16 protein-coding genes are annotated in these 12,366 nt (G+C 46.6%); all 16 read right to left on the bottom strand.

Annotated features, from left to right (window positions below; all coding sequences use genetic code 11):
- A partial coding sequence (locus QVO88_RS08730; protein ID WP_288177935.1) for a hypothetical protein occupies positions 1-606 on the bottom strand: 606 nt, incomplete at its 3' end.
- A 12-nt stretch (positions 607-618) separates the two neighbouring features.
- A complete protein-coding gene (locus QVO88_RS08725) occupies positions 619-987 on the bottom strand; it encodes a hypothetical protein (protein ID WP_022288104.1) in 369 nt (122 codons plus the stop codon).
- Between the two features lie 12 nt (positions 988-999).
- Positions 1,000-3,516 carry a phage protein gene (locus QVO88_RS08720; RefSeq protein ID WP_022288103.1) on the bottom strand — a complete coding sequence of 839 codons (2,517 nt, stop codon included), beginning with the start codon at positions 3,514-3,516 and terminating at the stop codon, positions 1,000-1,002.
- Positions 3,517-3,518: 2 nt separating this feature from the next.
- The gene (locus QVO88_RS08715) at positions 3,519-4,091 is read right to left on the bottom strand and encodes a Gp15 family bacteriophage protein (RefSeq protein WP_022288102.1); all 573 of its coding nucleotides are present in this window, start codon (positions 4,089-4,091) and stop codon (positions 3,519-3,521) included.
- Positions 4,088-4,609 (bottom strand): hypothetical protein, encoded by a 522-nt coding sequence (locus QVO88_RS08710; protein WP_022288101.1) that lies wholly within the window; start codon positions 4,607-4,609, stop codon positions 4,088-4,090. The genes QVO88_RS08715 and QVO88_RS08710 overlap by 4 nt, the downstream gene beginning before the upstream one ends.
- A gap of 80 nt (positions 4,610-4,689) precedes the next feature.
- Positions 4,690-5,205 (bottom strand): hypothetical protein, encoded by a 516-nt coding sequence (locus QVO88_RS08705; RefSeq protein ID WP_022288100.1) that lies wholly within the window; start codon positions 5,203-5,205, stop codon positions 4,690-4,692.
- Positions 5,206-5,219: 14 nt separating this feature from the next.
- Entirely contained in the window at positions 5,220-5,663 is a 444-nt protein-coding gene (locus tag QVO88_RS08700) for a hypothetical protein (RefSeq protein WP_022288099.1), read from the bottom strand.
- Entirely contained in the window at positions 5,660-6,097 is a 438-nt protein-coding gene (locus QVO88_RS08695) for a minor capsid protein (protein WP_022288098.1), read from the bottom strand. Before QVO88_RS08695 ends, QVO88_RS08700 begins: the two co-directional genes overlap by 4 nt.
- The gene (locus tag QVO88_RS08690) at positions 6,094-6,450 is read right to left on the bottom strand and encodes a DUF6751 family protein (RefSeq protein WP_022288097.1); all 357 of its coding nucleotides are present in this window, start codon (positions 6,448-6,450) and stop codon (positions 6,094-6,096) included. The genes QVO88_RS08695 and QVO88_RS08690 overlap by 4 nt, the downstream gene beginning before the upstream one ends.
- Positions 6,451-6,819, bottom strand: coding sequence for a hypothetical protein (locus QVO88_RS08685; RefSeq protein ID WP_022288096.1), 369 nt, complete (start codon positions 6,817-6,819; stop codon positions 6,451-6,453). It lies immediately after the preceding gene.
- A gap of 14 nt (positions 6,820-6,833) precedes the next feature.
- A complete protein-coding gene (locus QVO88_RS08680) occupies positions 6,834-7,904 on the bottom strand; it encodes a N4-gp56 family major capsid protein (RefSeq protein WP_022288095.1) in 1,071 nt (356 codons plus the stop codon).
- A gap of 6 nt (positions 7,905-7,910) precedes the next feature.
- Positions 7,911-8,522 carry a phage scaffolding protein gene (locus tag QVO88_RS08675; RefSeq protein WP_022288094.1) on the bottom strand — a complete coding sequence of 204 codons (612 nt, stop codon included), beginning with the start codon at positions 8,520-8,522 and terminating at the stop codon, positions 7,911-7,913.
- 171 nt (positions 8,523-8,693) lie between these two features.
- On the bottom strand, positions 8,694-8,933 hold the full coding sequence (locus QVO88_RS08670; RefSeq protein WP_022288093.1) for a hypothetical protein: 240 nt from the start codon (positions 8,931-8,933) through the stop codon (positions 8,694-8,696).
- Entirely contained in the window at positions 8,920-10,488 is a 1,569-nt protein-coding gene (locus QVO88_RS08665; RefSeq protein WP_022288092.1) for a phage minor capsid protein, read from the bottom strand. Before QVO88_RS08665 ends, QVO88_RS08670 begins: the two co-directional genes overlap by 14 nt.
- Positions 10,488-11,846: a phage portal protein gene (locus QVO88_RS08660; RefSeq protein WP_022288091.1), complete on the bottom strand. Its 1,359-nt coding sequence runs from the start codon at positions 11,844-11,846 to the stop codon at positions 10,488-10,490. Before QVO88_RS08660 ends, QVO88_RS08665 begins: the two co-directional genes overlap by 1 nt.
- Positions 11,847-11,849: 3 nt before the next feature.
- Positions 11,850-12,366: terminase large subunit (locus tag QVO88_RS08655; RefSeq protein WP_288177933.1), on the bottom strand; the 517-nt coding region annotated here is incomplete at its 5' end.

Here is a 12,366-nt window from a genome sequence, read left to right as displayed (position 1 = left end):
CAACATTTGGCGCATGGTCACGTCCTTTGGCACTGAGCTGACCTTGAAATAGAAATACTTTGAGTACAGCACCTTGCCGTTCTTATCTATCAGCCTTCTGCCGTTCTTGTCACGCAGTAGTCGCACCTCTGTGTAGTCATTGCCGTTCTGCAATCCTAATTGTCTGCAAATGTCGTCCTCGACTGCTTTATTCCAGTTTGGCATAGGTATGTGAGGTACATATGACTTATCCGAAAAGTACAGCCTGTCCGCCATTGTCAGCTGGACACTGCCGCCCGATTTCTTTGATTTTACGCAGGTGAAACGTCCCATTGGTATCTTTTCGTCTGAAAGTATGCCGCTAGTTTCGTAGTCTACGAGATATAGATATGTGTCATACTCTTTGCCGAGAAACGCTGTTTCAGTGGCACTTATGGTCATGTTCCACGATTGTGAACATACTGCGCCCAGCTCGATGTCGTCTGAAAGTGATGTTGCCTGCATTGAGCTGTCAGCTGACATAATGCTGTCGCCTGATATAACACCCTCTGCATTATCTATCCACAGTCGCCAAGTACGGCAATAGCTCTCGATACGCTGTGCCACAAGCTCCCCTGTTTTGTACATTCAAACGCCCCCTTACTGCATTATCAAGTCCACCGCAACGCCTTTGCAGAACTGCTTGTTCTCGTCCCAGCCGAAAACCTCATAGGTGGGGTCGCCTGCATAAACGTCAAAAGTGCTTTCCTGAAATGTCTCATCAAGGAGCGTGATACTGAAAAACGGACTGTCAACGTTGGAGATATACTCATTGAGTTTTGCCGTCTCCTCGCCTGTGAGATGATACCATTTCAGCGTGACAGTTTTCTTTATGGCTCTTATATCGCCCACCATTTTGCAGTTAGCCGTCCGCCCTGCATTGTTCGACCATATCTTGTTGTTTGTAAAGCTCACTTCCGCAGGTGTGGCGACCCTTTCGCTGCCGAATATAAGTCCTCTGCTTTTCATTTTCTGCACCTCCTATGCCCTTATGGGCGACCTGCCGTTGCGCTTGATATAGTCGTTGATATCATCAATAACTATCTGTGTGATAGTCCTGCCGTTGAGAGTCAGCGGTATGGTAACACTTATCTTCTGGTTGCCCCCCGCTCCGCCGTATGACACAAGAGCCTGCAAAACAGCCTGTGTGATAGTATCCAGCGGTGCCTCGATATTCGTGCCACGCTTCTGATCGCCCAGAACTGCAAGAAACTCAGAGTTCGGCGGTATCACTGCACCTTGGGCAAGTTTGGGTATTTCGGGGATATCAATTTGGCTTAGATCAAAGCCAAATGTCTGACCGCCAAGATCACCGGGAAGCCAATCAGGCGTCGTGAAGCTCAGCTCGTTTATGCCGTCGATTATCCAATTCAAAGCGTCCTCAACTGCACCTGTCAGACCATTTATAAGCCCGATTATCAAATTAATAGGTGTTTTTGCTATGTCAACAAGTGCGTCCCATACGCCTTTGAAGATCTTCTTTACACCCTGCCAAGCTTTTTTCCAATCACCGGTGAACACTCCCGCTATGAACAACACAACGCCTTTAAGTGCTGAAATGATGTTCTTCACGGCGTCAATTATATTGCTTATGACATTGCCCACTGTCTTTATTATCTTACCAAGCACACTGCTGACTATCGGTCCGAGTATGCTCACAAGCCAGTTCACAACGGGTGCTATGGCTTTGTTGTAAATGCTCAGAACGCTTGTGATAAGTGTTCCAACAAAGTCGAGAAACTCATCAAGCAGAGGTTTCAAGTGCTCCGTCCAAACGCTGTCAGCCACGTCCATGAGCTTGTCAAACACAGGTTTCAAGACTGTTTCCCACAGGTTGAGGAATACGTTCTTTGTGGTGGTTATACCCTCGTTTATGCCGTCAAATATAGGCTGTCCCCACTCGTTCCAAAAGTCTGAAATGCTCTGCCAAGTATCGCACCACAGTGTTTTCAAGGCGTTCAACACAGGCTGTGCAACGCCGTTCCACAAGGTATCGAAGATCTCTTTTATGTTATCAAACAGTACGCCGAGAGTGTTCCATACCTGCGTGCCAAAATCCGCCATTAGGGGTAATCCTACAGTGAGAAAGTTTTGCAGTATAGGGAACACTGCCACATTCCAGATATCAGAAAACACCTTGTTGAAGCTGTCAAAAAGTCCTATGCCTATCTTGCCAAGCGTGCTGAAAGCGGTCTGCATAAGCGGTGTAAAATCGTTTATAAAATAAGCTTTGAGCGGTTCGGAAAGCGACTTTATATCGCTGAAAACGCCGCCGAGTATCTGAGCAAGTTCAATGCTCTCTCTTTCAAGTCCGCTCCATATATCAGCGAAAATAGGCTTAAAATTCTTATCAAGATAGTCTGCAAGCTTTTCAAACTGAGTTCTTGCTGATTTGAAAAAGTCAGACAGCTTTTTATTTGCCTTTCCCGCATCCACCTCAACGCTAGTCCCGGAAGGCTGCATTATCTCCCCAGCTCCGCTGACCCCAGTGCTATCTGACTTGCTCTCATCATTCAGCTTGTTCATCTGGTCAAAGCTTGCAAGAGATCCTTCCTGTGCCTCCTGAGTCTGTTGTGCATTGTCGGCTATATCGCTGTAATTATCCGCCGCCTGAGAGGTGCTTTTCACTATGCTTTGAGCCTCGTCTGCACTGTTGCTTAGTTCAAAGCCGAACGCCTCTGAAAGTGACCTCGCTGCCCCCTGTGCCAAAGATATAAGCTGTGAAAGCAGACTGTTTATCGCCTTGACAGCAGGCAGAAGAACGTTCATCAGCACAGTGCCGATAGTCGCTCCGAACTCTTTCCATTGTTCAGAAAGTATTCTTGTCTGGTTTGCCCAGCTGTCAGACGTCTTTGCAAAGTCGCCCTGTGCAAGAGCCGTTTGCGACATAACGTAATTGTATCTCAGCTGGACTTTTTCAGCCTGCGACATATCGGCAGTTGATTTCGTGATACCCTTTGAAAGTGCATAAGCCTGCAAATTGGCGTCCGTCATAACGATACCGAACTGTTTGAGGGTCTCAGTTTCGCCTGTAAAAATTGATTTCAGCGCTGTGCTTGCCACGTCCTGACCGACATTATAAAACGAAGCCATATCCGCAGACAGCCCCGTAAGAGCCATAGCCATATCGCTTGCACTGTCATTGGCAAGACCCATTCCTGCCGCCATTGCCATGAAGTTTGAGCCTGTCTGCTTTGCGGTGAGCTTTGAAATGCCGTAGGTCTTAACAGCCGTGTCAGCGAAGTCCTCCATTTTCTGCTTGGACTCTCCGAAAGCCGTATCAACAACGTTCTGAACTTCCGCAAGGTCTGAGGCTGTTTCTATGGATTGCCTGCCGAAGTCCACAAGCTTCTTGACGGAGAATGCAGCTGTCAGAGCCATTGCAAGGCTTTTAAGCTTTGGCTTGATATCCCCCACCATATCGGAAAGACTTTTCAAGCCCTTTTCAAAGCCCTCTTTGTTTATGTTGGTGTCAAAATTCAAGCACCCGTCAGCCATTGTCATTCACCTCCCGTCAGTTGTTTCAGAAACTCTTTGTCCTCGTTTTCAGCCCTCTGCTCTTCTGCTGAGAGCTTTCGTTTAAGGTCTATCATATTGCGGTGGTTTCTGTAAAACTCCTGCTCGTATTTTTCAAGCTTTTTGCCCTTGTTAAGCTTTTGCCGTATGCCTATAACAGACGAAAAAAGCCCCTCGCCTATCTCATTGAAATAGCCAAGAAAAGTCCACCAATGAAGATATTTTACCGTCCTCGTTTCAAAGCCTGCCGCCTTGTTCACCGCAGGAAAAATAATACTCTCGTCCTGCTCCCAATCAATAGTCTTTGCAGGCTGAACGCTCTCCTGCGGAACATCTCCACCACCCACAAACCAATAAGCCTTGTTGACAGCCTCCTGCAAATGCTCTCGTGGGATATCCTCAGCGTAAAGGCATTTAAGACACACATAGCACTTTTCACGCTCGTCAAGTTCAGGGTCTGCAAAGGCTGAATAGATCCGCAGTATGGCCCGAAAATCTGAGCGTATGGCATACTCTCTGCCGTCTATTTCAAGGGCTGTTGGCAAGTTGCCTATCATTTCAGCAGCTCCCTAAGCAGAGCCTTTTTGTCCTCGTCAGAAAGCTCCGCCACGTTGACCACAGGCTGAGCAATATGTTGATGAGCGATAACAGGTGCGGTGTACTTCTCCGCCTTTTCTTCGAGCTTTATCTGAGCCGCCGTCTGTGCTGACTTTATCTCCTGCACCACCACAACAAGAAGCGCTTCAAGGAAGTTCACAAGCACAGGCTTGCCGTTTGAAGCCACAGAGAACACGTTCACGCTTCCGAGCGCCGCCGTACACACATCGGTTCCAAATATGTCATTGACCATTTCTCTTGCACGCTGGTCATACTCTTTGAGAAGCTGAGTTCTGTCCTCGTTCTTCTCACGTTCTGACACTTCTTCTGCGATATTGTCAGCCTTGCTCATAGCGTCCTGTATCCTTGTGATGATACCAACGTCTGACACGTTTATCCTTATAACTCTGTTCTCGTCGCCGTTTATAGCGTACTCTTTGTAATTGCCGCTGTTAAAATCTATTGACTGCATTGACATTTCTATCGTCCTTTCTGTATTATGGCAAACAAAAAGCACTCCGCTCTGAACGAAGTGCTTTCATATGTTTGTCATATAGTTTATTCTTCCGTAGCCTTTGCAAACGTTGGCACGCCTGCCGCAAAAGTGACAGAGCCTTTCACTCTGTTTCCTGCAAAGGTGCAGTTGAACGGGATATTTACGCCCCCCTGTGGTCCGCCATAAGACTGCGGCTTGACTATGACATCTTCCGTCCATGCGTCATACGCACCTGTGGTCTTGTCAACGATGACTTCAAGTACGCTTGTCTTGCAGGCATCACCGGTAAGACGATTCATCATGATATCCTTGAGCTTTTCGTAAAGTGCGTCACCGGGCTTTGCATAGAATGTGTCAAGGTCGAACTCAGGCTCATAGCCATTGTCCTCAACTGTGGTTTCATCAAGAATATTCTTCTTTGTGGAAGTGTCAGGATTGAGCTCCACACTTGCGTCCTCAACGTCCTTGCCGAGAAGATACCAGCTTGGTGATGAAGCGACCGCTGCGAATGTAGTGTCAAGATAATGCAGAAGATGACTTCTGTTGAGCTTTCCACTCTTGTATGAATAATCAGGCATATGTTTTCCTCCTTTTATATCTGATACTGTGCCGCTATCTGCAATTGATACTGCACAGTATCGTTCGTATTTTCATTTGGTATTGCGTATATCATTCCGTTTGCACAGGTGAGCTTTTCAAGAACGCCTGTCCTTTCCTCGCCCTCTGTTATGGTAGTGAACGTGGTATCTCGGTGCTTGTCTGCATAGCTTTCAAGCCACATCTGCAATTCAAGCAGCACACCGCTGTTTGACATTCTGTCAAAGTCGTTCATAGACTGATACACAGCATAGAGAATGAAGTTATGCTGTCTTGTCTGACCGCCCAGAATATCAGAGCTTATAAGGCTGTCGCCTGTTGAGGACAAGCCGTAATTTGTTGGCGTATCGTCGGTAAAGTCGATATGGATATCGTTGCAAACCTCCGATATTTTCGGAAACTGCTGCAAGATATCTTTCACAAGCTCGATTATGTTCATTTCGCTTTGCCTCCAATTATCGCCGTCGCTCCTCTGAGTATTTGCTGTTTCTTGTCGGCTTTCATTCGCTCAAACCAAAGCTTACCGGCAAGTGGCTCTTTAAAAGTGCTGTAAACAAGGTCTTTGTCCGTCAGCACTTTCTTTTCACCCTGTCGGGCGTATGCCGAGCCTGTAACAGATGATACCATAAGCTTGCCGTAATACTGATAGCGTGCGTAAGGTGCAAGATACTGTATCTTGCCGCTGCCTATTTTTGTGCCTCTCGTGGCAGACTTTCTCAGATTAGTGCTGAGGGTAGGTGTATACTTCACCATATGCCTTATGCACTCGGCGTCAATGAACTTTTGAGCCTTATCAAAGCGATCTGAATACTTGCCTGCAAAGGACTTATCCCAAGTGATAGCCCTGCTGTCCATAGGCTGACCTATCTTCATTTCACGCTCACCTCCATATGTGGCAGACCGCCGAACATATAATCATCAATGCTCATTACCGTAACAAAGTCATACTCCGCACGGAACATTTTCATGCTCTCAGATATGCTCTGCGGCGTTTGATTATCGAACTCAAACTCGCATTTTCCTCTCACAAGCATATCCTTTGCAGGGGTTTTCGGTGCATTATCGTCATAGAAATACACCCTTGTGCTGTCTGAGGTCTGCATACCGCTTTTCACGATACTTCCCGATTTATTCTCACACCAGTAAACTTTCTCTGCATACTTCCGCACAAATCCCTCTGTCTGCTTGTCGAAAAGATACACCGTGCAATCGCTGTTTGCAAGCATTTACCTCACCCCCCTGTAAAGCAGCCCTGTTCCGCTGAGCCATTTGTACACGATATCGTGAACGGCTCTGTCAGCGTTCTGCCTGCGGATATCTGAGCTTTCATATGACTTTGACCAACCCCCAACGCTTTCGGAAGATACCCCCTGAGTGCCGCCCTCCTGCTCTGCCTTGAAGATATTCTCCGCAAGCTCGCAGCAGCACATTTTCACTTCTTCGGGGATATCGTTCTCGTCAACGTTGTCAAAGGTATATTGCTTCATAAGGCTTGTGGCTTGCATTGCATAGAAGTCAAAAGCGGCAGATATGTCAGGCTCTCTGCCGCAAAGATAAACGCCTATATAATAGCTCTCGCTTGCATATGCTTTCATACTGCCGCACCTCTTTACTTCTTGAATCTTGCAAGCACTACCTTTGACTGGTCTGAGATAGCCACAGTGTAATGCTTGTCAGCAGATATATCTGTGCAGCGCTTTGTGCTTCTTCTCTCTGTTTCAACGTTGGTGTCACGCTTGAGGTAGATAGTCAGAGCTGATGTTTCGTCCTCTGTTTCAGTATCAGCGTTGAGCTTGATGATAGGGCATATGTAGAAAGTGCCAGCTTTGACAGCGGCGTTCTTTACAACATAGTCACCCACCTTTGGAGCGTAGCCATCTGCACAAGGCGTTACTGAGCCGAGCTTTATCTGAGAAGCAGTTGGTGAAGATGTGCTGTCCGCAACAACTTCCTTTGCACCCTCTGCATCGCTGTCAACTCTCACATACTGTTCTGGGATAGCCTCGTTAAGTGAAACTTTCTTTGACGGAACGATACGGCAGTTCGCTATTTTGCCTATCTCGCCTGTCATGACCACATTGCCGTCATACTTATCGGCAGAAATGAAGTTCGGGTCCTTTCTAAGCTGTGAGTTCTGATGAGGATTAATAAACATAGCCTTTTCGGTGTTCAACTCCTCATTGAACTTGTCAACAGCGTCAACAATGCCGCTGTAAGAGATAGCAGAAGCCGAGCCGTCATAGATGAGCTGAGCTTTCATAAGTGCGTCCATGCTGTCTGCGTCCACCTTAGAAGCGATAGACATTGCAAGCTGTGAAGTCGCCTGACCTGCAGGGTTTCCATAGCCGCTGAGAAGTGCTTCATCAGTTATCTCCACCGCTTTCATGGCTTTCTTTACCTTAGCCTGAGTGGAGTCTGTTTCAAGCTTGACAGTTTCGGCTTCAACGCCCTCTGCAACATCAACTGCATCGCCGATATACTTGTACTGCGGCACTGTGATAGTATCGCCAGGCACGCCAACGAGTGTTCTGTCTATCTTTGCAAAGGGAGATACAGTTATCTTAGACTCTATCTTTGCGTCGATCATATCACTCATTACCTCAGGGTCGATAAGGTCGGTGATCTTTGTCTGCTCTGCGAAATACTGCATAGAAATTCTAATGCCATTTGTCATTTTCATAATATCCTATCCTTTCAACTGTTCGTATTTTTCGGGGTCTGTTCGTTTAAGTTCCAACCTCTGCATATACCCCATTTTTGCAAAGGTTTCCTTGCTCACTTCACCTGCGGCGGGCGTCCCTGTGGGAGCAACCGGGTTCTTGATAGGCTCGGAGCTTTCAAAAAGATAATCGTTATCTTTCTTCACGTTCTCGATAGCCGTCTTGATATCCTCAGCCTGATTTTTGGAAGCTTTGAGAGTTTCCACATCAAGCAAAGCTTTAAGAGCCTTGACGTTTCTTGCCTTGCTTGCCGAGATAGCGTTATCAAGGGTAGCGTCAAACTCCATATCAGATATCTTCGCCTGATACTCGGTATCTTTCTTAGCAAGGTCAGCGGTGAGCTGTGCGACTTTGCCGTTAAGCTCCTTGACGTCCACGCCCTCAAATTCTTTGAGAGAGTTCTGTGCGGTATCAAGGCTGTCCTTATAGTTATCACGCTCCACCTCAAGGCGGCTTTTCACCTTTTCAAACTCAGCCACAGTCTTATAATTCTCTGCCACCTGTTTTGTGATGTCCTGTTTCTTGTCCTCAGGGATAACGATACCCAGAGCGGCAAGGATCTCAAAAATGTTTTTCATATGTTTGTCCTTTCTACATAGCTTATATACCGCCCTGTCTGCGGTGTGAAAGTCTGACAGTTTAACGTCATATCAAGGACGAAATGGTATGAAAAAAGCACCCGTTAAGGTGCTTAGTTCCGATATTTGGGTATAAAAATACCGCCCGACCTTAGTCAAGCGGTAAAATTATCATTTGAAATACTCTGTAAGTTCAACTTCTGAATCAATGTACACAGCGTCAATATAATAACTGTTGTGTACGATTATCTTCTTTCCGTTTAATTCATATATCTGCGTTTGCGAGCCGTCAACATCTGTCAGCATATCGGACCGTTCAATGCCTGGAATATGCTTTTCCAATGCCGCACATTGCTTATCAAAAATTTCTTTGTCCGCAGCCGTGCAAATATTGTATTCATATTTCTTCATTGCGATCCTCCAATCCATACCTTTTATCTACTGATCTTCGTGTTTTTACAGCGGTCTTCAAAGTGTCTGCTACAGCATCTTCTCTGCTCATGTTTTTTCGTGCCATTTTATCTGACACCAAGTCTTCAAAAGAAATGATAGGGTCTGTCTGGTCAAGGGCTTTACGAGCTTTTTGATCTTCCATTAACTCTCTTGCCTGAAAGCGATACTTATTACGCAGTTCACAAGCTTGTCTTGCCTGTTCTTCAATAGACTTGCTTTTGTCGATAAGCTGAGGGATATTTTTGTTATGGTGTCTGTACCACTTTCGCACGTCTATATCAGACATCTTACCTTTCATATCAATTATATCACTGTAATCTTTTTGCGTCAAGTCTATCTTGGTTTTTCCCACCCCGATATTCCCCAGTCCGTCGGCATTCACACGCTCTCTTTGCTGAGGCAGACCCATTGCTTTTGAAAACCTTGTATACTCTTGGGAAGTGCCACGATATCGGCAGCGTGCGTTGATGATATCTTCCTCATCAGCACCTGCCTCTTCAAGAAGATGTATCTTCTGTCGCTGGGCTCTCATTGCAGTTTCAAGCTTTCTTTGTCGCTGTAAAGCTTCATACTTTGTGTACTCTTTATCACCGTACTTAACAGGCTTGTTCTCCTCTGCATTCATCTGTGCAAGCTCCTCATCTGTATAGGAACGCTCAGATATGCCGGGGATAAAGGGGTAATAATCGTGATAGCAATTCGCTCCGCACAGACCTGTCACAGTACCAAGACCGCAGATAGTTTCAAGTTCTTTTTTGCTGTAGACCTTGCCCTGCCATTCTTGATGAGAGGGTCTTGCTCCGCTGTGCCAAGTGACTTCAAAATAGTCCGTGCCAAGCTCTTTGGCGTTGTCCTCATTCATTTTTGCGGTTAGCTGTGAAAGCCCTGTCATCACCGAACGCCTTGCGGCTACGTCTGCTCTGTTGCTCCAGCCTGTGGCATAGTCCACAGTGCGAAGACCTGAGTTCGTCATATCCGAAATGACTTTCTTTATGATCGTGTTATAGTCGAACGCTCCGCTTGCTATGCCCATTATGGCGTTGTCAAGACTCTGCTGATAGAAGTCTGCCGCCTGCGTGAATTTAAGTTTGCCGTCAGGCTGTTTTACTGCAAATCCGAGTGACTGAGATATGTTTTTAAGCTCCCCCGAAGTCTGCTCCGATACAGCCGACAGCAGCCTTTGCAGGCCCTCATTTTCTTCAAGGGGTATCCGTGCCTTGCCTTTGGTCTTGTATATGCTATCGTCCCATTCATAGCCTTTTTGCAGGATATCATTGTACAGCTCTTTTATCTCAGCTTTGGAGAGGTCAAGGTTATCGGCAATGGCTTTCTTTATCTCACGCTTGCTCATTCCAAGCTCGTGAAGCCTGTATATCTGCCAATCGGCCGAACGTGTTATCTCGCCGTTTATCTTTATCCTGCGGACGATGTCCTCCATTATCTGCATTTCAAGGTCACGCAGGGGTTTATCAAGAACCATTGAAGTTCGCTCTATCTCGCTTGCTTTGAGCATTATTCTATCACCTCTGCGGTGCTGTCGGAGGTCATTTTCTTAGCCGTTTCCTCGTCCTCACTATACCATTTCATTCGGTATTCCCACAGTGGCATAATGCCCATAGAAACGTCCTGACGGTCGCTTGCACGCTTTGTTTCATCATCTGCAAGGATACTGTCCTCGAAGTTCACAGACAGCTCATAACCGCTTTGAGTAAGCCCATTATAAAACGCCAGCGAATAGCAGAGGTCTTCAAGGCAGACACGGAGATTATTCTGTATCGCCGTGACAGTATCGAACTTTCTCTGCTTTGAGGACTTTATCTCCGTTGCCGTCTTATCAACTGTCTGTGGGTTTGAGATATCCCCATAGGACAGCCCCACAGCAAACTCTATCTCACGCTTGTATTCTTCAAGTCCTGCGATAAAATCCGCCTGTCTTAACTGCGGTGAGAACTCGTGATAAAAGTCACCGCTCGTGCCAGCCGACACGTTTACCCCTCTGAAAAGCCGTTCATTGAGCTTAGGCATTTCTGCACACTTCTTACCTGTGAACGGGTCTTTCACAGGTCTTAGCACAGCCTCGTCAACGTCTATTGCACGCTCCCCAGATTCAAACTCCCAATCGAGCCTGCCGAATTGGATATCAGCTTTTCTTATGACTTCTTCCGCCCCTGCGAACACCGATACTCCTGAATGTGAACCGTCAACTGTATTGTCGATAGGGTTGACATAATAGCCGAAAGAGGGTCGCAGCATAAGGGGATAGGCTATCTTAGGGATAAGCTCCGCCCACTCTGCAACAGCCGTGAGAGGTATCTCAGCGCCGAGGGACACGCCGTCATTGGAACGGAAAGCTCTGTTTGTGATAGTCAGCCCTTTTTCATAGTCCAGAGCGTGATATTCAAGCCTTATGCGGTAATCATTATCGCCCATGCGTTTTATTTCAGGGAAAATGACCTTTATAAGCCTGCCGTTCACGTCATACTCCACAGGAATAAATTGCGACTGTGGAACATACTGCACCTTATCAGCACCCAGCGGTTTTATTATCATTGCTCCTGTTGCAAGACCTCTTTGCAGATTTTTGTTGAGGTTTTCAAGGGCGTTTTTCATTATGGCATCAAGCTTATCGTTGGAAACTTTCAGGGTCATTTCATTGATAGCCGTGTTTGCAAACTCCCTCACAACAGCGTGTTCAAGCCGCAGAGAGTGAACTCCCTTGGGTGCTGCATTACCTGCATACATTCTATCCCACTTGTCAATAGCTCTTATCATACTGTCCGTCACGGCGATATCAATGCCGTAAACGCCCTTTATATCTGACTTTGAAAGCATTCTGCTTATCCACTCCCTTATTTTTGAAATAATGCCCATAGCTTACTGACCCCGCCTTTTCCATACTCTTTCCATTGCATACCGAACGGCGTCGATAACGTGGTCATTGCCGTCGGGATAGCCGCTTATAACGTTGCCCTCTTTATCCCTGTCATACTCGCAGTTGATGAACTCCTCGCAAGCCACAGGACAACGCTTGTTATCTATAACGATACTTCGCAGAGATTGCAGCCACTTATATGAATACTCCCTGCTGTTAGGACCTTTCTCTGCACCTCTTGCAAGCAAGCCATATGCTCTGTAATCCTCAACAGACTTATTCTCTGCGCTGTCGCAGGTGATAAGATCGTTTGCCGTGATACCAAGCTCCAGCAAATGCTTTGCGGTATCAATGTTCTTTGTCTTGTTGCAGGTGTACTCCTGCCATATGAACAGCGTGTGCTGAGCAGGGGCATAATGCACTCTGACAAAAGCGTAAAGGTCGGGATACCAGCCCCAGTCAACGCCGTTATAGATGTTATCGAACTGTGCTATCTCGCCGTCGGTAATCTCTCTTATG

It is taken from the genome of Ruminococcus sp. CAG:57 (assembly GCF_000435935.1).
In the GTDB taxonomy this organism is placed as follows: domain Bacteria; phylum Bacillota; class Clostridia; order Oscillospirales; family Ruminococcaceae; genus Hominimerdicola; species Hominimerdicola aceti.
Note: the sequence above shows the minus strand (reverse complement) of the source record. Positions and strands in the feature narration are given on the sequence as shown.